Annotated in this window: 19 protein-coding genes; 6 read left to right on the forward strand and 13 right to left on the reverse strand. The window is 43.3% G+C overall.

What is annotated here, in order from left to right; translation table 11 throughout:
- Positions 1 to 142 precede the first annotated feature (142 nt).
- Positions 143 to 3,484 (forward strand): isoleucine--tRNA ligase, encoded by a 3,342-nt coding sequence (ileS, locus tag OKW21_RS25485; protein ID WP_277485131.1) that lies wholly within the window; start codon positions 143 to 145, stop codon positions 3,482 to 3,484.
- A 43-nt stretch (positions 3,485 to 3,527) separates the two neighbouring features.
- A complete protein-coding gene (locus tag OKW21_RS25490; protein WP_277485136.1) occupies positions 3,528 to 4,166 on the forward strand; it encodes a lipoprotein signal peptidase in 639 nt (212 codons plus the stop codon).
- 58 nt (positions 4,167 to 4,224) lie between these two features.
- On the opposite strand, the gene OKW21_RS25495 is transcribed toward OKW21_RS25490, so the two are convergent.
- The 6 genes from OKW21_RS25495 to OKW21_RS25520 form a co-directional block, all read right to left on the reverse strand.
- A complete protein-coding gene (locus OKW21_RS25495; protein WP_277485139.1) occupies positions 4,225 to 4,623 on the reverse strand; it encodes a hypothetical protein in 399 nt (132 codons plus the stop codon).
- A gap of 105 nt (positions 4,624 to 4,728) precedes the next feature.
- On the reverse strand, positions 4,729 to 4,863 hold the full coding sequence (locus OKW21_RS25500; RefSeq protein ID WP_277485141.1) for a hypothetical protein: 135 nt from the start codon (positions 4,861 to 4,863) through the stop codon (positions 4,729 to 4,731).
- A gap of 115 nt (positions 4,864 to 4,978) precedes the next feature.
- Entirely contained in the window at positions 4,979 to 5,764 is a 786-nt protein-coding gene (locus OKW21_RS25505; protein ID WP_277485142.1) for a DNA-formamidopyrimidine glycosylase family protein, read from the reverse strand.
- A 75-nt stretch (positions 5,765 to 5,839) separates the two neighbouring features.
- The gene (locus OKW21_RS25510) at positions 5,840 to 7,720 is read right to left on the reverse strand and encodes a M1 family metallopeptidase (RefSeq protein WP_420870124.1); all 1,881 of its coding nucleotides are present in this window, start codon (positions 7,718 to 7,720) and stop codon (positions 5,840 to 5,842) included.
- A gap of 114 nt (positions 7,721 to 7,834) precedes the next feature.
- Positions 7,835 to 8,437, reverse strand: a complete 603-nt coding sequence (locus OKW21_RS25515; protein WP_277485145.1) for a hypothetical protein — start codon at positions 8,435 to 8,437, stop codon at positions 7,835 to 7,837.
- Between the two features lie 135 nt (positions 8,438 to 8,572).
- Positions 8,573 to 9,547, reverse strand: a complete 975-nt coding sequence (locus tag OKW21_RS25520) for a polyprenyl synthetase family protein (RefSeq protein WP_277485147.1) — start codon at positions 9,545 to 9,547, stop codon at positions 8,573 to 8,575.
- A gap of 533 nt (positions 9,548 to 10,080) precedes the next feature.
- On the opposite strand from OKW21_RS25520, the gene OKW21_RS25525 reads away from it, so the two are divergent.
- Both OKW21_RS25525 and OKW21_RS25530 read left to right on the forward strand, forming a co-directional pair.
- Positions 10,081 to 11,562, forward strand: coding sequence for a PAS domain-containing sensor histidine kinase (locus OKW21_RS25525; protein WP_277485150.1), 1,482 nt, complete (start codon positions 10,081 to 10,083; stop codon positions 11,560 to 11,562).
- Positions 11,563 to 11,637: 75 nt separating this feature from the next.
- Complete coding sequence (locus OKW21_RS25530) at positions 11,638 to 12,432, forward strand: DUF6503 family protein (protein ID WP_277485152.1); 795 nt, start codon at positions 11,638 to 11,640, stop codon at positions 12,430 to 12,432.
- Between the two features lie 5 nt (positions 12,433 to 12,437).
- Here the strand turns inward: OKW21_RS25530 and porU2 are convergent, their stop codons facing one another.
- The 6 genes from porU2 to OKW21_RS25560 form a co-directional block, all read right to left on the reverse strand.
- On the reverse strand, positions 12,438 to 17,576 hold the full coding sequence (porU2, locus tag OKW21_RS25535) for a putative type IX secretion system sortase PorU2 (RefSeq protein ID WP_277485154.1): 5,139 nt from the start codon (positions 17,574 to 17,576) through the stop codon (positions 12,438 to 12,440).
- Complete coding sequence (locus OKW21_RS25540; RefSeq protein WP_277485155.1) at positions 17,569 to 18,657, reverse strand: putative type IX sorting system protein PorV2; 1,089 nt, start codon at positions 18,655 to 18,657, stop codon at positions 17,569 to 17,571. The genes porU2 and OKW21_RS25540 overlap by 8 nt, the downstream gene beginning before the upstream one ends.
- A gap of 173 nt (positions 18,658 to 18,830) precedes the next feature.
- Positions 18,831 to 19,316: a toxin-antitoxin system YwqK family antitoxin gene (locus tag OKW21_RS25545; RefSeq protein WP_277485157.1), complete on the reverse strand. Its 486-nt coding sequence runs from the start codon at positions 19,314 to 19,316 to the stop codon at positions 18,831 to 18,833.
- A gap of 7 nt (positions 19,317 to 19,323) precedes the next feature.
- Entirely contained in the window at positions 19,324 to 20,247 is a 924-nt protein-coding gene (locus OKW21_RS25550) for an SMP-30/gluconolactonase/LRE family protein (protein WP_277485158.1), read from the reverse strand.
- Between the two features lie 67 nt (positions 20,248 to 20,314).
- Complete coding sequence (locus tag OKW21_RS25555) at positions 20,315 to 21,691, reverse strand: DUF2254 domain-containing protein (RefSeq protein ID WP_277485159.1); 1,377 nt, start codon at positions 21,689 to 21,691, stop codon at positions 20,315 to 20,317.
- 60 nt (positions 21,692 to 21,751) lie between these two features.
- Positions 21,752 to 23,050, reverse strand: coding sequence for a hypothetical protein (locus tag OKW21_RS25560; protein WP_277485161.1), 1,299 nt, complete (start codon positions 23,048 to 23,050; stop codon positions 21,752 to 21,754).
- Between the two features lie 277 nt (positions 23,051 to 23,327).
- Between OKW21_RS25560 and OKW21_RS25565 the strand changes: the two genes are divergently transcribed.
- The gene (locus tag OKW21_RS25565; protein WP_277485163.1) at positions 23,328 to 23,591 is read left to right on the forward strand and encodes a hypothetical protein; all 264 of its coding nucleotides are present in this window, start codon (positions 23,328 to 23,330) and stop codon (positions 23,589 to 23,591) included.
- A gap of 261 nt (positions 23,592 to 23,852) precedes the next feature.
- Positions 23,853 to 24,041, forward strand: coding sequence for a PIN domain-containing protein (locus OKW21_RS25570; RefSeq protein WP_277485165.1), 189 nt, complete (start codon positions 23,853 to 23,855; stop codon positions 24,039 to 24,041).
- A 9-nt stretch (positions 24,042 to 24,050) separates the two neighbouring features.
- Here the strand turns inward: OKW21_RS25570 and OKW21_RS25575 are convergent, their stop codons facing one another.
- Complete coding sequence (locus OKW21_RS25575) at positions 24,051 to 26,471, reverse strand: penicillin acylase family protein (protein WP_338130086.1); 2,421 nt, start codon at positions 26,469 to 26,471, stop codon at positions 24,051 to 24,053.

Below are 26,471 nucleotides of genomic sequence, written 5' to 3' on the forward strand. Positions count from 1 at the left end.
CGCTGTCTTCCGTAAATCTTTTCGATAAAATGCTTGTTATATCAATTCATATTGCATAAAAAAGGAATCAAATGATAACTTTGCGGAATGCCGCCCAGCGGAATTATTCGAAAAAGAAAGGAATACAGTGAATGCACAGCGTGTGAAATATCCAGAATATAAGAATCCTGATTACGCTCAGATAGCAGAAGAAGCACTTGCCTACTGGCAGGAACAGAAGGTTTTTCAGCAATCCATAGATAGCCGTGAGGGCAAACCTACCTTCACTTTTTATGAAGGACCACCCTCGGCCAATGGTACACCCGGCATACACCATGTGATGGCCCGTACCATTAAAGATATTTTCTGCCGCTTCAAGACTTTACAGGGATTTCAGGTAAAACGTAAGGGAGGATGGGATACCCACGGTCTGCCGGTAGAGTTGCAGGTAGAAAAGGAACTGGGCATCACCAAAGATGATATCGGTCGGAAGATTTCTGTAGAAGAATACAATCAGCGCTGCCGTGAGGCGGTAATGAAGTACAAAAGCCAGTGGGATGACCTTACCCAGAAAATGGGCTATTGGGTAGACCTGGATGAGCCATATATCACTTTTGAGAAGGATTATATGGAAACGCTCTGGCACCTGCTCAAAAAGTTTTATGACAAAGGGCTGCTGTACAAAGGTTATACCATACAACCTTACTCTCCCGCAGCGGGAACAGGACTGAGCTCACACGAGCTTAACCAGCCTGGTTGCTATCGGGATATAAAAGATACTTCTCTTACTGGTCAGTTTAAGATCAAAGGTACAGAGAATGATTATCTGCTGGCCTGGACGACCACGCCCTGGACACTTCCGGCTAACTCAGGCATTGCCGTAGGAGAAAAGATTGAGTATGTAAAAGTAAAAACATTCAATCCCTATACCTTTCTTCCGGTCAATGTGATACTGGCCAAAGACAGGATCAGTACTTATTTCAACCCTAAAGCCAAGGACCTCAAAGTCGAGGACTATAAGCCGGGAAATAAATTAATCCCTTATGAGATTATAGATACTTTTCCCGGGAAAAAACTGGTAGGCATTCAATATGAGCAGTTGATGCCTTATGTCCCGCTGCCCGACCCTGCTTTTACCGTGATTGCCGGAGATTTTGTCACTACCGAAGATGGTTCCGGGCTGGTGCACCTTGCCAAGACTTTTGGTGCGGACGACTTCCGGACGCTGGAGCAGCATGGCATACCCGGTGTGATGGTGAAAGATGACAATGGTAATGATGTGCCTATCGTCAACAAAAAAGGACGTTTTGTGGCCGAAATCACCGACTTTGCCGATATGCCGGTAAAGAATTATGATGACGAGGACGAGGATGATCCTGACTACAAATCTACTGATGTCAAAATCGCCATCAAGCTGAAGGAAGAGAATAAGGCTTTCAAGGTGGAGAAATACGTTCACTCCTACCCGCACTGCTGGCGTACGGATAAGCCGGTGCTTTACTATCCACTGGACTCATGGTTTATCAGAACCACTGAGTTGAAAGATCAGCTCATTGCCCTGAACAAAACAATCAATTGGAAGCCGGAATCTACCGGCACAGGACGTTTCGGTAACTGGCTGGAAAACCTGGTAGACTGGAACCTGAGTCGCTCACGTTACTGGGGGACACCTCTACCCATTTGGCGTAGCGAAGATGGAACAGAAGAAAAGTGCATAGGCTCAGTAGTTGAATTGAAGGAAGAAGTGGAAAAAGCCAATGCTGCTTTTGCTGATGATATAAAACTGGTAGAGAAAAATAATGAGGCACTGATCAAAGAAGATCTGCACCGTCCTTATGTGGACCATATAGTGTTGGTGAGCGAAAAAGGAGCAAAGTTGTACCGTGAAGCAGACCTGATAGATGTCTGGTTTGACTCCGGAGCCATGCCGTACGCGCAGTGGCACTACCCTTTTGAGAATCAGGAGGTGTATAAAGCTAACTATCCGGCTGATTTCATCTCTGAAGGTGTAGACCAAACCCGTGGCTGGTTTTTTACCCTACATGCCATTGCCGGGATGCTCTTTGACAGTGTGGCTTTCAAAAATGTAGTCTCTACCGGGCTGGTGCTAGACAAGAACGGCAACAAAATGTCTAAGCGACTGGGCAATGCCATAGACCCCTTCATGACGCTGAAAACTTATGGACCGGATGCCACACGCTGGTACATGATTGCCAATGCTAACCCCTGGGACAATCTGCGCTTTGACCTGGAAGGCGTAAAGGAAGTACAACGCCGTTTCTTCGGTACTTTGCAGAATACTTACTCTTTCTTTGCATTATACGCTAACCTGGATGGTTTTACTTATGCTGAAGAAGATGTTCCGCTTATAGAGAGAACTGAAAGTGACCGCTGGATACTTTCCAAGCTCAACAGCATGGTGAAACAGGTAGAAGCAGCTTATGATGAGTACGAACCGACTCGTGCCACCCGCATGATCCAGGACTTTACTATTGATGATCTGAGTAACTGGTATGTGAGGCTTAACCGTAAGCGTTTCTGGCAGGGAGAGTATGGCAGAGACAAGCAAGCGGCCTACCAGACACTTTACACCTGTCTGATAACGATCGCTAAACTTGCTTCGCCTGTAGCGCCTTTTTATACTGAAAGGTTATTTAAAGACTTAAATAATATCACTAAGAAAGAAGCGGTAGATTCTATTCATCTGACGGATTTTCCTCAAGTAGATGAAAAATACGTAGATACTGAACTGGAAGCCAGAATGCAGATGGCCCAGACCACTTCTTCATTGGTGCATTCATTACGCAAGCAGCATACGATCAAGGTACGTCAGCCGTTATCTAAAATACTGGTTCCGGTATTGAGCAAAGAGTTCCAGGACAGGCTAAGTTCTATGGAAAAATTGATCCTGTCTGAGGTAAATGTAAAAGACATAGAGTATATTGATGATGCCTCAGGTGTGTTGGTCAAGAAAATAAAACCAAATTTTCGTAAACTGGGTAAACAATACGGGCCTAAGATGAAGGAGATCAGTGCTGCGGTAGCTCAAATGGGACAGGAGGAAATTAATCAGCTAGAAAGAGAAAATTATTACGAGCTGGCTCTTTCTGACCAGGCTATTGCCCTGACCGTAGAAGATGTGGAGATCACTTCTGAGGATATTCCAGGCTGGTCGGTGGCCAGAGAAGGAAATATTACTGTAGCTTTAGACATTACGGTTACTGACGAGTTAAAGAAAGAAGGCCTGGCCCGTGATCTGGTTAATCGTATCCAGAATTTACGTAAAGATATGGGGCTGGAAGTCCAGGATAAGATCAAGATTAGTATTGAAAACGGTGACGGTAGCTTAATGAGTGAAGCTATCCAACTGCATAAAGATTATATCTGTACTGAAACTCAGGCCCTGAGCCTGAACATTGTTGATCAGGGGGATACTGCTCAGTTAGCTGATGCTAGTTTGCTAGACTTGGATGATCAGCAAGTACGTATAAAAATAGAAGCATAACACCGGAAAGGCCCTACTGCCTTTCCATAAAACCACGCAAACAGTGAAGTATTATAAGTATTATCTGTTGAGTTTAGGTATCATTTTGCTTGATCAGGCGGTCAAGCTGCTGGTACATTTCAATATGGACATGGGGGTTGTAGGGCAGATTCCGGTCTTTGGAGATTGGTTCAAACTTCATTATACCCTAAATCCCGGTATGGCCTTCGGTATGCAGATTGGCTCTGAATATGGCAAGCTGATCCTTACCCTCTTCCGCCTGCTCGCAATGATAGGTATCGGTTATTATCTGTTTATGCTAGCCAAGAAAGGTGTACATCAGGGACTATTGTGGTCAGTTGCTTTGATCCTGGGAGGAGCCATAGGTAATGTCGTCGATAGTGCCTTTTACGGTGTATTGTTAGATAATGCCCCTTATGATGCCTCTACACCCTGGTTTCATGGCCAGGTCATTGATATGTTTTATGTAGATATCTGGGAAGGCCGCGTGGCTGAGTGGGTCCCGGTATGGGGGGGTGAGTATATGGCGCTCTGGCCTATCTTCAACATTGCTGATGCCTCTATTTTTGTAGGCGTAGCCGTTATCTTGGTAATGCAAAATAAATTCTTTGGCGAGGAGCACGACTCTGAAGAGGTAGGAGAAGTGCAGACTTCTTCTCAACAGCATTACGAAAATCAGTAAAATATCATCTGAAAGTAAGAACGTGATTAATTACGTTCTTACAATAACATGCAACAGTCTATCTGCCTCCGGTAGAAGCTCGGTAGGCAGTCATGGGAAAAGTATCATAACTACCTGCAGCTACCTCCCCGGTAAAGGTATCTTCTTCAAAAGCACCTTCCAGCGATAAACTGTTTCCGTCCATCATAAAGGTGGAAGTGAGCTGTCCTTCATTAATCTGAACATTATTTAAAGTGAGATTACCCTGACTGGAACGAATTTCACCGGCATAGCCATCACCATCCTGTTCTATAATCATCTGCCCCTCTACATTTCCATAAGGGGTATTTTTTACCACATAATCCCAGGTACCTACCGGGCTGTTTGCTGCCTGCCGGGATGAGGCACAGGCCGATACAAGAGCGATTGCGAATACTAATAATACAGCTTGTTGCATTCTGTGAGTTGTTGTTTTCATAAAGAGAATAGTTTAGGTTTCTTACTAAATCTAGCATTTTTCCTGAAAGCAAAAAAGGACTTCCTGCGTAGAAGTCCTTACCCTTTAGCTGTTTCTTTCTATATTCTAGCTTTCTATTTTTCTGTCGTCTCCACGGGGGCAGTCGTCGGTTTTGGGTTCGTGGCAAGGCTCTACCGCATTGGCATCACAAATTGGGCAATGGGCTACGTCTTTATTGTTTAATTTCTCAATCGTCTTCATAGCTTTCTTATTTTTAGTTTAAAAAAATACAATTCATTTTAAGAACTGCCCGTAACGCATTTCGTTGAGAAAAAAGCTTATTTAACATAAGTCTAATTAAGTCCTAAATACCATTTCATTTGAGCACCTGTCCTGCCGGACAGATATAAGTTCCTCTTCCCCCTACTACCATTCTTTCGATGTGACCATCGTATAAATTGCTTTTGGCACCTTCATTCCGATGTGTAATTAAAAAATGCGCGGGGAAATCATCGTAGCGAGCTTCATTATCAATAGCAGTCTTGATGATGTACTGCATCTTGTCAAATAAGAGGCTGACTTGTGCTTCACCAAGCTGAGAAGCAACGGTTTCAGGATGGATGCCTGCCTGATATAGCATATCGTCAACGATCCAGTTTCCCAGGCCCGCTACGGTCCGCTGGTTCATTAATATGGGTTTGATCAAACCTTTTTTACCACTTATTTTCTTTACAAAATCCTCCCGGCTGATTTTCAGTGCGTCCTGGCCCAGCTTTTTTTTCTTACCAAAAGCTTGGGGTTCATCCGTTATGCCTACTCTGCCCAGAATGCGAGGACATACAAAAGCCAGATGAAAGCCATCATCCAGGAAAAAAAGCACCTTGGTGAAGCGAGGCGTATCTTCTTTATCCTTAAAGTATATGAGTCGACCGGTCATGCCAAAGTGCATACTAAGGTATTGGTTATTACTAAGCCTGATAAAGAGGTACTTTCCGATACGATCAGTACTTTCAAAAGTATTTCCTTTTAATGATGCTCGTAACTTATCAACAGCCAACAGAATTACTCTCTCATCCTCTACTTCCACATCTGTCACTTTTTTGTGCAGAGCGGTGTGATGAAAGTATTTCTGATACATAGCTACTTCTGGTAATTCAGGCATAATCAAATATTTATGGATTAAAAAAGGGCTGCATCACTACAACCCTCTGTTAATATTTTGTGTGACTAAAATGTTTTATTCAGCAACTTCATTAAAACGGGTATTTTTGGTATCAGGATAACTATTGTTAGATCGGTCTATATCGGCCATCTTATAGGATGGGTCTATCTGTATCTGACTGATTTCGCCAAGAGGGCGAGAGATCTCTAACAGATAGGTAGGAAAAACCCAGGGCCAGTCTTGCATCTCAGTGCGCTCATAGCTGGAGTCGTTTTCTTTTTCTCCGCGCATGATACGGAGAGGGATGTAGAATAACTCCTGTTCACCACCTTCATAGGTTACCAGTACATCCAGTGGCATAGGCATTTTATCTACTCTTTCTAAAGTGACATGGGTGGTTGCTCCTCGGTCTTCCACCGACTTTACGCCATAGTTAATGGTGTGCGTGGTATTAACAAAATATTCAAAGTACCAATCCAGCTCTATATCAGACTCTTTCTCCATAATTCTCTTTAGGTTAGTAGGGTTAGGATGTTTGAATTTCCACTCCTCAAAGTAACGCTTCATCCCCTTTGCAAAGGCATTATCACCAATAATATAGCTCAACTGTGCCAGAAATACCGCTCCTTTGGAGTATGCCGCTCTTCCGTAGGCAAAATTGGTGCTGTAATGATCAGAGTGAGTGGTCATGGGTTCCTCTCTACCAGATTCTGCCAGGTTAAAATAACCCGCGTATGAGTTGGCATGTACCTGAGGATCATCCGCATTTCCTCCAAAGATATGCGCCATGGTACGGCTGGAAGCATAAGAGGTAAAGCCTTCATCCATCCAGGAATATAAGCTTTCATTGGTACCCAATACGCCCTGATACCAGCTATGAATCAGTTCATGAACCGTTACCCCTACCAAACTGCGTAATGAGCGATGGCCGGTAATCAGGGTAGCCATAGGGTATTCCATACCGCCATCTCCGCCTTGTACTACAGAATACTTATCGTAAGGGTATTTACCAAAATGCTCATTCATATACTGAAAAGCCTTCACGGTATATTCAGGCAGGTCGTTCCAGTTTTGGGTAAGCGAGTCTTGCTGATAAAAGAAGTGCAAAGTAGGTCCATTAGGCACTTGCGCAATGGTATGCATATAGTCCGGGTCAGCTGCCCACATAAAATCATGTACATGGTCAGCAGTAAAGTGATAAGTGATTTTGTCACCGTTGGGCCGTTTTAAGCGCTTTCCTTCCTCAAGATAGCCGTGTCCTACCTCCTGGGGGTTTTGTAAATAACCAGTAGCCGCCATCACATAAGACGAGTCTATGGAGATTTTTACATCATAGCTTCCCCATACACCGTGAAACTCTCTTCCAATATAAGGATTGGCATGCCAGCCCTCGTAATCGTACTCCGCCATTTTGGGATACCACTGTGACATAGAATAATCAATGCCTTCCTCATTATCTCTTCCTGTACGACGAATCTGAAGCGGCACCTGTCCTTCGAAGGTCATATCAAAAGTGGCTTCACTGTTAGGCATGATGGGCTCATTGAGCGTAACTTCCAGAATTGTACCAACCATCTGATAATCTACTGCCTCACCATTCTGCTCAAGTGACTCTATACGCTGAAAACCTATCTCATCATCTCCCAGATAAAATATACGATCTCCTACCCGACGGTCGGGATCTTCAATGGTGCGAGAACGTACGTCCATCATACTTCCGGGTTGGAAAGCATTAAAGTACAGGTGATAAAAAACCTGATGAAGTGTGTCCGGAGAGTTATTATAGTACACCAGATTTTGTGTACCTGCAAACTGATGCGTATCTACATCCATATCTACTTCCATGGTGTATTCTACGCCTTGTTGCCAGTAGCCACTCTGGGCCTGTACAAACATATTATTTCCCGACAATAAAAAGCTTATGATTCCGAATAAGATTGTGTGTGTATGTCTCATAAAAACTTAACTCATAATTTCTTAAAAAGAGTTCACTCTCCTGAAAAACGTTAAAAATGCCAAATATAAGCACTTATTCCGAGGAAAAGCTTATCTCTAATTCAGAAAGAATGGTTAATAAGAGAATAGATCGCTGCTTTCGCTTTCCTGTCGGAGGAAAGAGAGCACATACTCACCAGAGGTAAGATCTCCGTCCAATGCGAAAGCTAAGGTCAGTTTATTACCCTTTTCAGATAATATCATGTTAAAGTCTACACTATCAGTCTGACGTACCGCCCGGAAGACTCTGCCTTCCACCAGGTTTTCTGTTTGCTGTAATTGCAACACCAAAGAAGCCGGTATTACTGCGGAAGAAGGCTTAGCGTAAATAATCACTTTATCACTGCTCAGTGGTCTGATGTTAATTTTGAGGTTACTCAGATGAGGTAATGCTTTACAGTTTTTAGTCATCCGCTCAGGTTCAGCATACCAGTTATCATGTAACTTTGACAAGAGAGCGGGACCCGACTCGTAAGGTGATTTAGGAAAGCTTGTCAACAGCCCTAAGGAAAATATAGCCACAAGAAAAACTACCAGACGCACACCATTACTTGTTCTCTTCTTTAGCTGCGCTAACTTTCTGCGACAACTGAAATGTGAGTGGTTTCCGGGATATGCTCCTGCTTTAATAAGCAGATGAATGATGTATTTCTTCAGAGACTGTATGGGACTGTTCATAAGCACAACCCAAACTTATCATGCTTTTGCTCCTTTCACAATGCTTATTTTCCTATATTTTTATAGGTATAAAAACCCTACTTAGTCATTGGGATATTCCGCTTTATACAATAAGGGAAAATAAATATTGATTTATTACTTTTTTCGCTCAATGGTGTATTCTACCAAGCGGGTTAATGACTGCTTATAATCGGAATCTGGAAAGGCACTAAGAATCTCCTGCGCCTCCCGGTGGTAGGCATGCATGGCCTCAGTAGCGTACTCTATTCCTCCTGATGCCTTCACAAAGTTTATCACCTCATGCACTTTACGAGCTTTTTCGCTCTGGTTTTTTATGATATAGACAATTCTTTTTTTCTCCAGCCAGGAAGCATGCTGAAGCGCATAGATCAGCGGCAATGTCATCTTTTTTTCTTTGATGTCTATGCCTACCGGTTTACCGATTTCCGCACTTCCGTAGTCAAAAAGGTCGTCTTTGATCTGAAACGCAATACCTACTTTTTCACCAAATTGCTGCATTTTACTGATAACTTCAGGGGCAGACCCTGTAGAGCTCGCCCCGACTCCGCAGCATGAGCTAATCAGTGAAGCAGTTTTCTGACGGATTATCTCGTAGTATACATCTTCAGTAATGTCAAGATTACGGGCTTTTTCTATTTGTAATAACTCCCCTTCACTCATCTCCTTCACTGCATTGGATACAATTTCCAGCAGGTGAAAATCCTTATGTTCTACAGAAAGTAACAACCCTCTTGACAGGAGATAATCTCCTACTAATACAGCTATCTTATTCTTCCACAATGCATTAATAGAGAAAAAGCCCCGACGATAGTTAGAGTCATCTACTACATCATCGTGTACCAGGGTAGCGGTATGCAGGAGCTCAATCAGAGCAGCTCCTCTATGGGTAGCTTCACTAATCTGCCCGGTAAGCCCGGCGGAGAGAAAGACAAACATAGGACGCAGTTGCTTTCCTTTACGCCTGACGATAAAGCTCATGATCTTATCAAGCAGTAAAACTTTGCTCTTCATAAAATCACGAAACTTATTTTCAAATATGCCCATCTCACTCTCAATGGGCGAGCGAATTTCCTGGATAATGCTACTCATAGGTAAGGGCACAATATTACCACCTAATCGTACCAATGCAAAGGACTGAAGAGGATTTGCTTGTTTTTTGTGAGATGATGACTGTAAACATACAGGCTGAAGGTGTTAAAGTTCGCTTACTGAGGTATTATTTTAATACTAAGTTTTAACTTATATGTTTGACTTTCGTCAGAATAAACTATTGTATTGAAGCTTACTTAATATTTCATTTAAGGTTTGTCTTCGGATAACTCTCATGGTACCAATTTCGTTGGTCTACTTCAGGCACATCAGCAAAATACAGACTGAAAATTTAGCCTGCGCTAGCCTACATTTTATCGCCAATGAATACCCGTAACAAAAATACGGCTCATTTTCAGCAATAAATGAAGGTGTTTGGTACTTAATATTCGAGATAAAGTTTTAATAAATTCCCTTTAATCAATTTTTAATGCAGATATTTATAAATTCCAATATTAGTACTCATGTTTTATTATTTATCTTCTGAAAATACACTAAAGCTAAAAAATAATATTTAGACTCTCTGATGAACTATGGCCGAACAGCAAAAAGAAGCTTTAGGTAGAATATTAGACCACTCTATTAACGAGTTTTACATTCTCGATATCAATACCTTTCAATTCCAATATGTCAATAAGGCTGCCATTACCCGCTTGGGGTATACTCGGGAGGAGTTATTGAGGTTTACCCCTATTGATATCACTCCAAAATTTTCTAAGAAATCTTTTCCTCTGCTTATTGCTCCGCTTATAGCGCAGGAGGTTCAGGAAATCAATCTGCGCGCCACTCACTTTAGAAAAGATTGTACTACCTATCCCGTAAAAATACAGCTACATCTCTCAGACTATATGAGCAAACAGGTAATTGTAGCTAATGTAACGGATATTACTGAAGAGCAAAACTCTGCTACAGAAATCATTGAGAGTAAGCGTTTTATAGAAAGTATAGCCGACACCTCTCCGGAACTTTTGTACGTTTTTGACTTTGCCAAAGGTGACTATATCTATTTTAGTAATCACATCAAAGACATGCTCGGCTATGAGGTAGATGATGTACTGAACGGAAAAGAGAAACTTTTTACAAAACTACATCCTGAGGATTTTCAAAAAGTCGCCTACAATTTTCAGGAAAAAATCAGACAAGTCGGTGATGATGAAGTTGTAGAAACTGAGTACAGGGTGCAGCACCGTGATGGCCACTGGGTATGGTTATCCAGCCGTGATAAGCCTTTCAAAAGAGACGAAAATGGCCATGTAACGCAGACCGTAGGAACTGCCCAGGATATTACCCACAGGATACAGTACGAGCAGCGGCTCAAAAGACAAAATGAAGAGCTAAAAAAAACCAATGCAGAGTTGGATCGCTTTGTATACAGTTCCTCTCATGATCTGAGAGCTCCGCTTGCCTCTGTACTGGGGCTTATCAACATTGCTTTGCTTGAGAACACGCCTGAAGAAAAAGATGTATACATCAAGCTGATGGAAACCAGCATTAACCGTCTTGACCGCTTTATTCAAGACATCATCAACTACTCGCGTAACTCCAGAATGGAGGTAGCCCGGGAGGCCATCGATTTTGAGAAGTTAGTAGATGATACCATCAGTAACCTTAACTATATGGAGGGGCTGGATGTCATAAATTTCACTACCTCATATGATGTTTCGGTCCCTTTCGTCTCAGATGAGCGACGCCTTTCTGTCATCCTCAGTAACCTGATAGGGAATGCTATTCGCTACAGAAGCTCCAGTGTAGACCAACCCTATATCCATATAAAAGTGAGTACTTCTCCTGAATTCGCTACCATAGTAGTTGAAGATAATGGTATTGGCATCGCTCCTGAGCACCAGACCAAGATTTTTGATATGTTCTTTAAGGCCAGTAATGAAAGGCATGGTTCCGGCATAGGCCTTTATATCGTAAAAGAAACAATCAGCGTGCTGAAAGGGAGCATTGCTGTAGAGTCCAAGACCAGGGTAGGGACTATCTTTACATTGCGTATTCCTAATCTTGCTTAAGTACATAGTAAATAAACTCCTTAGCCATATTTCCGTAAGCACTTAAGAACTCCCTATATTTTAATGGCTGATCCTATGAAAAAAAGTATGTATGTTGCCTTATTGTTATTCCTATTTGCTTTTGCCTGCCAAACACAGAGTGATAAGCAACAAAATGATGCCCAGCATAGCAATGCCCGGCATATCATAGATCAGGCCATAGCTGTACATGGTGGAGAGCAGCTCGAGAATACGCATATCAGCTTTGACTTTAGAAAAAGGCATTATGAAGTGGATATGAATGGGGGGCAGTACCTTTACGAAAGTTTTTTTGAAGATTCTATTGGCAGGGTCCACGATGCGCTGAACAACAAGCAATTTACCAGAGAAGTAAATGGAGAAAAAATCAGTCTTTCTGATAAAGACAGTCTTGCTTACAAAAACTCACTAAACTCTGTAGTGTATTTTGCGCTCCTGCCTTACTTTCTTAATGACCCGGCAGTAAACAAAAAACTGCTTGGTGAAACGACTATCAAAGGAGAGCCTTATGATGAAATCCAGGTTACTTTTGATCAGGAGGGAGGGGGAACTGATCATGAAGACGTTTATATCTACTGGATACATCAGCAAGACAAAACTATGGACTATCTGGCTTATTCATTTCATGTTGAGGGGGGCGGCACCCGCTTCCGTGAGGCATATAATGTCAGGGAGATTGAAGGGATTCGTTTTGCTGACTACATCAATTATGAAAGTACTGTAGCGAACTTTGCCTTAGAAAACTACGAAACACTTTTTGAAGAAGGAAAAGTAGAAGAGCTGTCCAGAATAGACCTGGAGAATATTAGGGTTACCGAAAGTACTGGAGATCCTGCTATCTCTATGGAGTAAGCTTTCTATCTAAGGATATACATTTTTCCAAAGCCATTTTTGAAGCCCTTATCACCAGCAGTTTCTCTCAGGTCTATGGACTTTCCGTTACTTCGCACAATTACACGATACAAGTAAACGCCATTAGCCAGTTCATCCCCAAACTCATCTCTGCCATCCCAGGCATAATCAGTAATATTATTACCAATTCGTATGATTCCTAACTCATCCTGTGTAATCTCCCGCACTACCTTACCACTCACCGTCATAATTTGTACTTTGACCTGATCGGGTATTTCCTGACCAGTTAGTGTAAATACAAAGCGGGTACTGGTTGAGAAAGGATTGGGATAGGGATAAAAATTAGTGATGGTGGATTCATTGATAATCTCAAAGTTTATTTCGTAGGGCTGCGTTCCTGAGGCGTTTCCACTGGCATCCTCAGCCTGTACCCTAAGCGTATATAGTCCATCTTCCAGTTGACTGGGTTGAAAATTCACCTTAAATGGCTCATCCCCCTCAGCGGGTGACCAGCTTACTCCTTCATTGCTTAGCGGAATACGCTTCATATGGGTATCTGTAGTACGTGCATTACTGGCAGAAGCTTCTACCGCCTCATTTTTGCCTAACAGGATATCAATCCCTGTAGTATCCTGTTTCTGTAAGTAAGGGTTCTCATCTCGTATCTCTATAGTAATCATAGGATTAGGCGATACAATATCACCATCCAAAATGTAAGTACCATCAAAAGCCACATCAATAATGGGATTAAGCTCATCGCCCTTCACTTCTATATAAGAGGGAAGGGTAAGCGAATTATTATCGTATGTCTGTTCCGCTTGAATACGAGGATTGACCTTCACTGAGAAGTCGCTGGTGCCTACAAGATCTATGGTATTTACTGGTACCTCAAAGCTCAAAGTATCACCAGCGTTAGCTGCCTCAATTTTTAATGTGTCACTAAGCAATTTTCTACTATCCTGATTGAATAAACTGTAGACCACTTCCAGGGAATCTGAGAAGTCCCGCTCTGATAAGTTATAAAACAGAAAAGGTACAGAAAAGGTCTCACCTTCCTGCTTGCTAATTTTTTCTGAAAGAGCATTTTCGGATAACAGCACTCCTTCGGGCACCTCTGAATAATGAATCAGCCATTGCCGAAGCTGGACCGGACTCAGGTTAGTTTCATCTTCCAAGAGCATGTTAAGCCGCAGAAAAGGATATTGAGTTGCATCAATGCCCGATAAATCTATAGCAGTGTTTACGGCTACACTCGAGAATAATACTTTTTGAATACCCTCCTTAGTTTCACCAATAATATCCACCTGAATGATATCAGAAGGCTCATATTCATTTGCCACTATCTTCAGGTCTTGCCAGCTGTTTGACGGTCCTATTCTTTTGGATACAATGCTACCACTCTTGTTATTACTGGTCAGTCTTTCTTCCAGCTCAACACTTTGTTCTCTTAACGATAAGCCATTGGTAGTATCGGCCCTCACCAGTTGAGCACTCCCCGGGCTGGCATTTTTTCTGCCTAAAATAATTAATGGTTCTCCGGCACTTAAATCCGCTATACTGGTTTCATCTACTCCAATCTCTTTCAATTTAGCAAGTGTGGAAGCAGGCCATTTGGTATAGTCCATAAATCCCAGAGAAAATAACAATACAGGATCACCTTCACCAATAGCATCTATATATTGTTCCAATATCAAACTTGCGTTAATTACCTGATTATTATCAAAGCTATTGATCGTTTGGGGTACGAAGCCACAGCTATTTCTGTCGGGCCAATCAAACCCATCTTTTTTCAAACCCAGATAAGGCAGCAGGCTGTTTTTCTCAAATGCTAAGGCATTAATTGAGTTTGACCTACAGGAAGACCTGTCAATGTTCCATACTAAGTATGACTTTCCGTTAACAACAAGCTGGGCCGAAGTAGCGGGCACATCTCCTCCATGCGTGGTAACCTTAACATCAACTCCTGTCTCTGTAAACTCCCACTGACCGTCATAAGACATATTGCTTACCTGGTTTTCCAGCAACTGGGAAGCATTAGACTGACGCCAACCTTCCTGACTGTCGTTGATGTAGGTAAAAGAACTTTGCGTCCACTGATCTATCTCACCTTCTCTAAGCTCAGCATACTTACTGCGCCAATAGTAAACCGTACTATCTGTTTTATGTGGCAGCTCAATTTCCTGTGCTGCTAAACCTTTAGCCGAAATGTTAAATGTTTGTTTTAAACCACTATTTAATGTATAGGAGGTATCTATCTCTACCAGGTATTGCCTTACATCACTTTTTTTAATAGCAGTTTGATAATCACCTGCCTGCATATGCAAGCGTACAGTATCATCGGAGACTATCGCATAATTGTGGGGTGAAAGGTGTACTGTACCTCCCAGAGGCACAAAATACTCAAAACTAGCCCGGTTATTCCCCTCATTCAATTCGGAAATGGAGTCCTGGCTGTCAATAACGATTTCAAAACGGTTGGTACCCAGTTCTTCGCTGGCAGTCACAGTTGAATCTTCAGCATTGATGACAAACTGAAGGGTATCCTGATAGTGTACCGGAGGGTAATTTACCGGCCCATAAGATAGTATACTGCCATTACTTAAGGTACGGTTCACAGATACTGAAATAGAATCCCGGCTGGTCCTCCCAAAATTTCTAACCACCATATTCACTGCGAAGGAGTCTGAAAATACCGTTACAGGGCCGTCCTGCAGGGGGGAAATAGATATAACGTTATCATTTACCTCCAGATCAGGCTGCCCTCTTCCAAACAGACTTACCGCCGGGTCTCCTTGCATCACTGCCTGCCTTACCTGTGCTGTATGGACTTCCCATTTGTTTTCTCCCAAAGCTTCTATAAAACGTCGGCTAGCCTCCTGCTTAATTTTACCCATTGAGCTTCCAATGTAGGTTGAGTCAGCGAAGCCGGTATTATAAATAGCATCAGAAAAGCGTTTGAGCACACTGGAAATACCTTCGGCACTGTGAGCAATCACATGTATAGCCCCTCTGTCAGGAGTTTTAATCCAGTCTTCACCAAAGGTTTCAGCATTGCTAAAAATGTTTCCCGCATTACACCCATTGATCAAAATAGCCGGATACTTCCCTTTATTTTTATATCCGTATTCGTCATTGGATACATAACCAATTTCAATGTCTGAATTGGTGGTACCTGAATGCCCAAAGAAAGTAATCAAGGAAAGCCCTTTATTCACTTCATCAGCAATGTTGACCAACTCGGTAGCGTTGTTCGACTTTTTGGACTGATTAGCTACCTCGCCTCCCAGGTAATCTCTTTCTGCGACCGCCTTAAAATCATCTACATAGCGAGAAAATAATATAAGCTCAGCCAGGCTCAAACCACCGCTTAAGTGGACCAAATGCTTCTTCCAGAGCGCTTCTCGGGTAGTGGTTTCCTGATAGTCAGCCGACAAGTCTCTACTTTCTGTTTCCTTCACTTTATCCAGATATGCCGCCACGTCCGCAGCACTTTGCGCATTGATACGTCCTGTAGGAATCGCAGCATGATAACCATCGCTACCCGCAAGGCCAGCGGTAAGCACCTCATCAGAGCCCGGCATTCCTCCGGTAGGCACAAGGTCTCTTAAGGTAGTGGTCGCAGGGTCCTTTCTGTGGTAATTATAATTGACTGTCAGGCCTTTTCCGATAAGTAGCAGATATTCAGGCTTGCCATTGCTCAACATAAAATCTGCCAGCCGACGTATCGCTAAAGGAGTAACTTCTCCGTAGCTGAACTGATCATATACCTGCCCAATGTCCATTAGCAGCGTATTAAAGTTTCCTCCCTCAGCGGAAGCACGGTACTCCTGATAGGCACGTACCGGATCACTATAATTGCCTGCAGGCTGATGGAGCAGTTCGTGAGAGATCATCAGGTAATTGGCAGTGGTACTGATATTTTGGAAACTTACTTTTCGTATAGAAGGAATAGCCTGTGCACTTCCGATTAACAGGTGGCGGGCAAGCTGGGTATTGGGGATTACTGCGCTAGTATTCCCTCCTATCTGGTTATAACCGATCCTCAACACATTATCCTCATCAGTTACATCCAGAAGGTATGGAGAAGCCGGGGGATTAGTAATCTCTATATAGCTTTTACCAGCAGGGTTGGCTACTAACTCTAATTGCTTTGTCGTTTGGCTTTCGGCAGTAGTTTGCTGTGGATACCTTAGCCGGATATAAGATACGGAAACATTATCAGCCTCTCCGTTTACACCATTCACTGCAACGCTAACCACCAGATTACCACCCGCAAGATCACTCCACTGCAGATCTTCTGTTAGCAGGCTATGATCATAGTAATCAAAATTAACTGTGCTGAGGGTCCTCAATGAAGCTGTTGTGCTACCTACCTGCACCGTTACATCATGCTGGCGGTTATTCCTACCGGCCAAAAGTATTTCCAGTTGGGGTACCGGTCCGGCAGTGTACTGTGCGGGAGCCTGTAAAGTAAAGCTTCTGCTCTCCCCCCTCGCAATTCGAGAACTCGTCCAACCTTCTCCATAATCAAAGGTGCTTAGGTGCGCAATTACTCCGGAAAGTGAGCCAAGGGGGTATTGTCTGCCCATGGAAAACTCACCTGTATAAAATGATATTTTTTCCTCCCAATGATACTCTTCAGCAGGTATGTTATTGATATTATTTTCAGCAAAGCTATTCATCCGCTTTCCGTTGACTGCAGCGAGTGACCAGGTCAAAAAGTAAGCCGTGGAGTCTGAGTACAGATTACGAAAAGGATTAGCCTGGGCTTCATTGGGCACGTACAGTTCCCTGTCCTGAGTACCATCATTACGCTGTCCATAAAACAGCATGAAGTCAGCGGGGTCAAAGCTGGCATCCTGCTGCCCCTGAATAAATATAGCCTGCTCCTGCCCACGAAAAAAAAGCTGCATACGTCGGGGATCTACATTATCTACCGGAAAACCGGCATCCAACAGGTCCTGATAGTTGACCTGATAAACCCCATCTTGTGCTACTGAAATTTTATAGTACGATTGTGTAGTATTAATCCACTCATTCCCAAAGCGCTGGGCGGCTGATAAAGCTGGCAAAGAAATTAGCATTATCAGGAAAAATATTCTCCTCACGATGGTGCCTTCGGCAAAAATATATATGCTACTCATTCTCCTTCTTGCGGTCAATACTGAATTTGAGAGAAAATACATGAGAGTACAGCGACTCTGAACGATCGCCAATGTCGGTCAGTGCGTAGTCTACACTAATGCTGCCCGCTGTAAAGCCAGCGCCAAAATCCGGCTGAAATGTACGATAAGTACTACCATCAAAATCTTTGATCTGCTGTACATTACCCCCTCCAAAGCGAACGAAAGCCAGGTTCTTATAATCAAGCTCCAAGCCTACTGAAGGGTCAATGGATGTAAAGCTTGACTTGAGCAATACGTTTCTCTGCCCATCAAAAGTAAAGTGCAGGTCTGTAGCTGCCAATAATCCAAACTTGCTATCCAGAAACCGCCAATTCCGAGCAATACCCAGTGAAGCTTTGGGTAGTGTCACTTCCAAAGTATTGGCCGGGATCACATTGCCGGTCTGGGTATATATATCGGTTAGCAGTTCTGAGTTATGGGTCCAGGCATTGAATGTACCACTGATATCATGCAGCATCAGACCAAAACGCCATGCTTTCATCCGGTAAGTGGCAGCGGCGTCCAGTCCAAAGCCCCAGGCATTGGCAAAGCTGCCTACAGTACGATGAATCACTTTAAAATTTGCTCCAACACTTAAACCTTTTACCTTAGGAATCTGGCGGGCATAGGAAAACAGGAAAGCATAATCAGCAGCAGAGAAGAAACGGATGTTGTCATAATTGATGCGACCATTGGCATCATACAAAAAGCGCGTATCGGGAATATCGTCTACGGCAAAGCGCACTACGGAGATCGCCAGGGTACTCAGCGAATCCAGAGGTGTGGCGAAGCTTCCGTAATCATAGTTGGCAATACCCGCAAAGTACTCAGCATGCATCAAGGAAACTTCGTAGGCATGAGATAAGTCTGTGAGGCTGGCAGGATTCCAGAAACCGGCGGTGACGTCATCAGCTACAGCAGTTTGAGTAGCCGCCATACCTAGAGCACGCGCTCCCGCTCCTATGGCGAGGAATTCATTACTGTATTTGGGTGTATTGAGCTGCGCATGTGCACTCTCCCAGAGAAACACAAAACCCAGCACTACAAAAAGCCAACGCATGACGCTTAAACTTGTGGTTTGAAATTCCTGCAACCTACTCATTCACAAGCTTTTAAACAAGTCATTATTGACCGCTTAAATACACATTATCTTACATGGTAAAAAAAGAAAACAGATGTGAAAGATCGGGGTCCGAAAAACCTTATCTCCGGTTCCCAGGTTCTGCTATCTGATCAGTCTATCAGCTTGCCGCGGCGATATCTTTCTGCCTTCACTACATTGCCTTCTTCATCATAATACACCCAGGTACCGTGCTTTTTACCTCTTTTCCACTCTCCTTCCATGCGCGGGTTACCATTTTCATAGCTCATTCTTCGTGCGTAAAGTATTTCTCCTTCATCAATCTCTTTCACATTCACTGCTTCCAGCTTCAGTTCAGAATCTATGTCCAAGCTCATTTGGTGGCGCGTAGGAAACTCTTCCAGCATAAGCTGATTATCTTCGACCTCAAAAGTACCCCGTGAAATTTCCTTACTGCTTACTGAGCGGGTACGACGGGCATACTCCATCGCGAAGAGGGTGTAATTATTAGGAGGACTGAGCGTTAACGTAATCTTGTCATCTTCATAAAGATAACTACCGAAGATTTTTTCACTTTCCTGAGAAAAGCCGGGAATGCACATCCCGGCTAGAATGATTGTGACTAAATATCTAAGCATATCATGATCAGGAGTTTCCTTTATTGATCTTGTAAGCCACTACCCGATTATCAAAGAAGGTCGGCACAAGGACCATTTCCTGTGCGGGAATGTAGCCTATATCTGCTGAGTTGATTTCCTGTGCTTTAGTATCCAGCAGTTTCTGGGTTTCATTATTATCCGGGTCTACATAATGTACTTCTCCTGACCAGGTAGACACAATGTAGTTCCCATCATTTGTCTTGATGATACCGTCAGCAGAAGGAATATTGTCCAGCCAATATTCTCCAATTTCCTTGTTGTCTTTGCTAATAGGTGCCAGATAGCCACCATTTAAAGATGCCAGTAAAATCTGATTTCCTTCTGCATATAAGCCATTGGGACGTTGAAGTGTAGAGTCGCTCATCCAGGTGCTTACCTGCCCATCAGCCAGCATATGTATTTTGTCGGTATTAGAATCAGAAATATACACAGCACCATTTTCATCTATCGTAATATCATTAAGAAACACTGCTCCTTCCACTGGATAAGTCTCGCTAATCTCACCACCTGCCAGGTCAATCACGGCTACTTCACTAAGGTCAGCGACGTAGAGCTTACCATCTCGTATACCCATACCTTTGGGATCGTTCAGCCCGGTAACCCATTGGAGTTCTACCACTTCCCCACCGGTGCTTAGCTTGGAAATAAAACCATCTCCATCTGTGCCTTCCGCGTTCACAGTACCAATATTCGCCACATAGATAACATCGTTGGTCTCGTCATAAATAACGGACTCAGGCGTCATCATGACGGTATCTGTTGCCCAGACTTGCTCCAAAGTTACACTGGTCATTGCTGCAGTAGTATCCGCGCTGGTGGTTTCCTGGCTGGCTTCTTGCTCTCCACCGCTACCGCAGGCAAAGAGGAACACAGAAAAAATAACTGTGAGATAAGAAAAAATAAGTTTCATAGTCGGTTTGTTTTAGTTGAGATTGAATTCTATAAAAGATAGAAGGCTGAGAGGAAAAATAAAAGCTTTACCAGGCAGTATTTAATGGTAATACTTCAGCTATTTTATTTTGTATTACCCCGGTTGTCGGGTGTTTGGGATACCGCCTGATCATCTGCTGTACCCGTATACTCAATGAACGTTGATCCGAAAGCGTGACGAACTTGCGCATATAATGGGTTACCATATCGTCCAGCATAGATAAAATAATGTCAGTGTGCTGCTCTTTGTCATCATTGCGTGCTATAGCATCCAGGCTTTGTACCAACTTATGGTTCACTGGCAGATCATTATCCGCATAGTTGATAATTGTACCAATACTGTAGTATAACAGATCCTGAAAATGTACCGGCTCATAAATTATACGAAGATTTCCCTGCTTGTCAGTTTTGATTTTAAACCCTGTTACTTTCAGCCTTTCTACAAAAAGAGCGGTCAGGCGATCCAACGCCTGTATGGCTGTACCGGGATCATTGATACCCGGACTTAATGCTTTGGTTGCTACTTCGCTAAGCTGTTTAAACCCATATATATAATTCTGACTTACATTTTCCTGATGTCTAAATACCAGGCTATGAAATATATCAGCACATTCTTTTTTACTGATTGAGCGGCTGCTAAGCAATATCGGATCCAGATGGTTAACAAACTGTCCTAGGGGAACACATATTTTCAGCCTAATATCCAGTTTGGAGGCTAAACTGAGAAGAGAGGCATGGTCAATACTATCCATATAGCCTGAAACCGGACTGTAGGTAAGCTGCCAGGCCTCTATGTCAGGCAGTTCATTCGGGGGAATGTATACTTCTTCATTGATTTCATGCCTTATGCCTTCAAGCGTATTCATATACAGGTCACTGATGATATTGCCTATTTGAATAATCTGAGAAATACTGTTGATAAAATAGATGAACAGCCCCAGGCAAATCAGGCCAAGCAGGGCATTGATGGTTACCGATAAAGTAGGAACCCCGAAAGTAAACATTTCAGATTGGATACTGGAAAGCACTACAAAGGTATAAGCAATTGTCCCCAGGTAAACCCCCAATACTACCTGATGATGTTTCTTTTCTATCATATTGGGCAGTAAGCGAGGGGAATAATTTGAGGCCGCCTGGTTCAGGATCACCATCACCATAGAAAAGCTGAATACCATCAGAGAAATCATCCCTCCGCCGATAGCTCCCAGTAATGACCTGACACTATTTGGCGCAAGGATATTTTTTATTGGTACTTCATTTCCGAATATTCTGCTTGGTGTTCTTTCATCTAGGTATAAGGTCAGTATGGATAGTAAAAAAAGCCCAAAAGCAATTAGGGTAGGATAAAAAGCCACACTTGAGATCACTCCTATATAGAGCTTGCTGAGTTTGTTAGTAGTGATTCTGGTAGCTTTCTTTGACATATGAAGGACAGATAAATACGAAACCTCATACTTCATCAATTGTTATTGGTAAACCTTGCTTTACTGCCCCACCTGAAGGTTAATTGGTATTTCCATATTCAACTCAAGCGGACCATAACCCAGATCTACCCGGGTATTCCCTTTCAAGGTAGGCTGAAGTAACTCTCCGTTAAGCAGCCATCCTAAGCCGGGATTTTTCTCGTCACTCCAGTTCAGCGACATTCGTATTTTCATCAGTTGACCTTCTCCCGCGGCAATACTACCCGTACTACCTACCGGACTGGCTCCGAATACTACCGGCTGAAAAGAGGCCAAATCCGTACTACCAACCAAAGTCGGAGCCTCAATACTAAACTGGTTAGGGTTTTCAATGATGAAAGGAATTTCTACGAAGAGGCCCGTAATTCTATGCCCCGGATACTCAAGTTTGTCAGGGATATTAGCATAAAAATCACTCCATTTACTATTAAAAGTATTCCACTGACTGGCAGCATTGGTATTGATATGTTTGAGGAAAGTAGTAACCATCTGATCCATAACCGATACTGAATCTTCAATGTACAACTTGTCTTTTAGTGCATTCCATTGATTTCTGGCTCTAATTTTCGCAGTATTATTCGCTGCAAAGAAAGTATTGATTACCTGGTCAATCACTTTAATATTGGTACCGGGTACTTTAGAATCAGCTAACAACTTGACAAATGGGTCCTGCTCTTTAAAATTGCTATTGAGCAGATTCACAAAAGGTTGGGCCGCATTTTTATAAGGTAGTAAATCCAATTCTTCCATTTGTCCCAGTAATCTTACTTTGGCTAGCTGATTGGCCGCTTTGACCGTCGGTAAAAGGGGCAGGCGAATGGTGTCCCCAAAAACCACCTCAAAAGTATATTTGCTAAAGCGATCGGGCAGGTCAATACCAAAGTCTGCCAGGTCTACTTTAAACTCAGAGACCAACTCAAAATAATTGTCTTTGCCTAACACGTCCAGGTCTTTGAGTACCCCTTCCGGGCTCAAATCAAAAGTGAAATGATAGGCTACCAGCTCTTCGCTCTTGCCATGAAGCGTAAAAGAAGGCTGCTGACTGATGTCTCCTGATACTTCCTGTTCGTTTAGCTTGAAGGTTAAATCATGGGCAGGAATTACAATATCCTGATTGAGGGGATTTTTGAACCGGAAGCGCATCGCCAGCTTTAGCTTTAGGTTTGCCTGTTCTAATTCCGGTTGTATCTGCTCTACCCTAAGATTTTGATAGCGTACTGTAGGAATATTGTCAGAAATACGAGGGCTACAGGCAGATGACAATAGCGATAGCAGAAGAAGGAAAAGCACATAGCTTTCCACCAATCGGGAAGTAAACATAAGGCATAGGTTTAAGGTGATGTATTAACACTCCCTCCACTTGCGTATGAATATTTGTTTTGACAACAAAACCGAAAGCTAGAAAAGAGATATCTATTTATAATGTGAGTTAAGCCTTAGTTTCTATGTAAACCTCAACCTCAGGAACCTTGAGTACTAAGCTGGTATATAAACTGTGTACGTATAAATTTTCGTCTTAAGCTCCTATTACTACTCTCCAAATGTTTATTGAGTAAGAGTTACGTTATCTATCTATATTTGGATAAAAGCTATAGATATGGACTTCAAGGAACTCTATCAAATTGCAAAGAAAGCAATAGTGTCAACCTTAGGTGAAGACGAACCTACTGATATTCGTTTAGAACAGGCTGAATTTTCAGAAGATTCAGGCTATTGGGAAGTAGTAGTCTCGTTTCTCGTTGAAAATAAAAATTTGTCTCCACTTAATATTGGAGCTTTAAGATACGAACGTATCTATAAATTAGTCAAAATCAATGATGAAAAAGAAGTCAAGGGTATTTATATGTTTAGTCATGTATGAAGATTCTCATTGATAGCAATGCTCTTGTACTGCTGATAATAGGTTTGATAGATCAAAACCTAATACCAAAACATAAGCGGACTTCTATCTATAGAAAAAAAGATTTCGAGCGCCTTCTAAATGTAATCAAGGATTTCAACCATCTGATCGTACTTCCAAATATCTGGACGGAAGTAGACAATCTCTTCACTCTCAGGAAATTATAAATGGCCTTACATTGAAACGATAAAAGCATTAGTAGGCCAAACTACAGAGAATTATTTGAAATCCGAGCTAGGTGTAAAAAGTGATTATTTCATTCAAGTTGGATTGACAGATGCTTTAATTCTGGAATTAGGTAAAAAATGTGATTTGTTAATTTCAGCGGATTCTACACTGTCTGACATCGCTATTGCAAATGGCATAAAAGTTTTTGACTTAGTCCAAAAGAGGAACGAAGATTTTAAGTGATACTTTAATCTAAGGTTGTAACCTCAGCACCTCCTGCGCTGCCTGTTCCACCTTCTCTTTACTGTAATAGACCGGGAAATAGCGGTCCTGCGCCCACTGCTCAAACAGGTTACGATAGTAAGGACTATCCGGGTCACCCGACTGACCGGGGGTATTGCTGCCCAAAGCCCTGTCCCAGTCACCGGTATCTACAATAAGACGAAAAGATGCCCCGGAAGATTGGTTGTCATTCCCACCGGTGCTGCCCACCGTATAGCTGTTACCTCCCCGAGGGTACGGCCCTACATCCAGTTGAGCTCTGGTTTGTGCATTGACAGCCGCGCTCAGCGGATGACGAAGCAAGATATGTTTGTAGTCTTCCTGCCCGTACTGCCAGTCGTTCATATCATTACCTAAGCGATTATTAAGATCATTTACCGCCTCTTCCAGGCTGCTAATCAACAAGCGATCACGTACTTCTACCGGGTCTCTCCAGACTGGGCTTTCTCCCATCTCCGGCAGCGGACTGACCAGCCAGTTGAGCACATTGGTCATGGGAAGGGAAGTGATGACCTTCTGAGCTTTTTCGGGAACCATCAGCGCATGCATATTATCTTTGAGCTGATCTTCCCAGCGATCATAGATGGCGGCGGCCACTGAATTTGCCTCTAATCTGTAATCCCAATCCAGCAGAAGAGCTCTGGCTTGTGCTGTTTGTCTGTCATTCACTTCCAAACCTTTGAGTAAAGGCACCAGATTACGGGCGGGAATGGACAGATAGTCGGTCTGCAACTGAGCCATGTCCATCAGGCTGTGTTTTTTGCCGGTATTCAGCACTTCCGCAAGACGGTCGGCACGATAGGAGTCGGACCAGCTATAGCCCACGGCATTACGGTAAGGGTAACCATCGGGCACCTGCTTCTCATTGGCAGTCGCTTTGATGCCACTTTCGGGATTGTACACATGAGGCTTGGCTTTGATCGGCAAATAACCATCCCACTCATAACGGCCATCACCGGAAACCGGTACCAAACCGCTCCAGTGCGGACGAATAGGCGCAATTCCCACTGCCTGCCAGCCGATATTGCCGTCCTTATCCGCCCACACCATATTTTCACCGGGTATATTACTATAGCTGCAGGCTTCTCTGAATTCTTCCCAGCTTTTGGCCTGATCCATGCGCAGGCTGGCCAGGTAAGGAGAGCCTCCTACTTCCAGCCATGCGCAGCGAATGGCATAAGCTTTATGGTTTACAGTATCTTCATAAACCACCGGCCCGTGCCGGGTATATTTAAGGGCTACACTTACATCTTCCTGTCCTTTCACTGCGATGCTTTCCTCTATCACCCGCATATCTTCCCAGCGCTCCTGGTAGCGGTACTGAGAAGGATCGTCAGGATTCGTGTCATACACATATAAGTCTTCTCCATCGGTACGGAAAACGGTTAACCCCCAGGCACCGTATTCATTATGCCCGATGGAAATGCCCGGAATCTCCGGTTCCCCTCCTCCGATCACGTTCCAGCCAGGTGCATTAAGGTGTACCCAGTAACGCAATGAAGGCACTGCCTGTGTACGATGTGGATCATTGGCCATTATGGGAAAGCCACTCTGCGTATGTTCCCCGCTCACTACCCAGTTGTTACTGCCAATACTTTCTCTTTCCTCTTCCAGATTTGCCAAAGCCATTTGCCGTTCTTCCATAAGCTGCTCCGACATATCAGCCTCGGCTCTCCATTTAGCATTTACAATATCCTCGGGGCGAAAAGTTACCGACTGCCGATAAGCGTTGTACAACTCAAGTATATCATCAAACAGCAATTCCACATTGATGGCAGTATCCAGTGCCAGATCAGGGGTGTCGGGATGAAAGTTCATCAGTTGGTTTACTTTATCCGGTCCCAGCAATGCTACTGCTCTCCCGATTTGCATTTCCTGTCCGATATTGCCCAACAAACCCTGATGGCGGGAGATGACATTTTCCGGCGTCCAGTAGCCGGGCCTGATGCCCAGCAGCTCAAACTCCATCGGCAGCAGATCTGCATTCTTCTCAGTCTCTCCGATATAGGCGTTCACCCCTTCCACAAAAGCTTTGATAATCGCTTCTCCATGCGGGTGATAATGATTCATCTCCTGCCGCATATTGCCTCTGAACTTAAAGAGCCTGGTACCTATGTCACGCTTAAGCTCACGTTCGCCCAGTATTTCGGCAACAGTACCTTCGGTTTGTCGGCGCCAGACCTCAAACTGGAAAAGACGATCACGGGCGGCGCAATAACCCTGGGCAAAGAAGAGGTCATGCTCGTTCTCCGCATAGATATGGTTGATGCCCCAGGGGTCACGATAGACTTCTACCGGGGCTTGCAGACCCTCCAGCTTTAAAGTATCGTTGGCAAAAGAAGAAAAAGTAAAAAAGACAAAAGATAAGGTCAGCAGCAGTTTGTGCATCAT

This window comes from Catalinimonas alkaloidigena (assembly GCF_029504655.1).
Taxonomy (GTDB): Bacteria; Bacteroidota; Bacteroidia; order Cytophagales; family Cyclobacteriaceae; genus Catalinimonas; species Catalinimonas alkaloidigena.

Coding starts and splice junctions, on each gene's coding strand:
- OKW21_RS25495 (WP_277485139.1), bottom strand. CDS start 4,623: ATGAAAACAACAACTCACAGAATGCAACAAGCTGTATTATTAGTATTC.
- OKW21_RS25500 (WP_277485141.1), bottom strand. CDS start 4,863: ATGAAGACGATTGAGAAATTAAACAATAAAGACGTAGCCCATTGCCCA.
- OKW21_RS25505 (WP_277485142.1), bottom strand. CDS start 5,764: ATGCCTGAATTACCAGAAGTAGCTATGTATCAGAAATACTTTCATCAC.
- OKW21_RS25510 (WP_420870124.1), bottom strand. CDS start 7,720: ATGAGACATACACACACAATCTTATTCGGAATCATAAGCTTTTTATTG.
- OKW21_RS25515 (WP_277485145.1), bottom strand. CDS start 8,437: ATGAACAGTCCCATACAGTCTCTGAAGAAATACATCATTCATCTGCTT.
- OKW21_RS25520 (WP_277485147.1), bottom strand. CDS start 9,547: ATGAGTAGCATTATCCAGGAAATTCGCTCGCCCATTGAGAGTGAGATG.
- OKW21_RS25525 (WP_277485150.1), top strand. CDS start 10,081: ATGGCCGAACAGCAAAAAGAAGCTTTAGGTAGAATATTAGACCACTCT.
- OKW21_RS25530 (WP_277485152.1), top strand. CDS start 11,638: ATGAAAAAAAGTATGTATGTTGCCTTATTGTTATTCCTATTTGCTTTT.
- porU2 (WP_277485154.1), bottom strand. CDS start 17,576: ATGAGTAGCATATATATTTTTGCCGAAGGCACCATCGTGAGGAGAATA.
- OKW21_RS25540 (WP_277485155.1), bottom strand. CDS start 18,657: ATGCGTTGGCTTTTTGTAGTGCTGGGTTTTGTGTTTCTCTGGGAGAGT.
- OKW21_RS25545 (WP_277485157.1), bottom strand. CDS start 19,316: ATGCTTAGATATTTAGTCACAATCATTCTAGCCGGGATGTGCATTCCC.
- OKW21_RS25550 (WP_277485158.1), bottom strand. CDS start 20,247: ATGAAACTTATTTTTTCTTATCTCACAGTTATTTTTTCTGTGTTCCTC.
- OKW21_RS25555 (WP_277485159.1), bottom strand. CDS start 21,691: ATGTCAAAGAAAGCTACCAGAATCACTACTAACAAACTCAGCAAGCTC.
- OKW21_RS25560 (WP_277485161.1), bottom strand. CDS start 23,050: ATGTTTACTTCCCGATTGGTGGAAAGCTATGTGCTTTTCCTTCTTCTG.
- OKW21_RS25565 (WP_277485163.1), top strand. CDS start 23,328: ATGGACTTCAAGGAACTCTATCAAATTGCAAAGAAAGCAATAGTGTCA.
- OKW21_RS25575 (WP_338130086.1), bottom strand. CDS start 26,471: ATGATGCACAAACTGCTGCTGACCTTATCTTTTGTCTTTTTTACTTTT.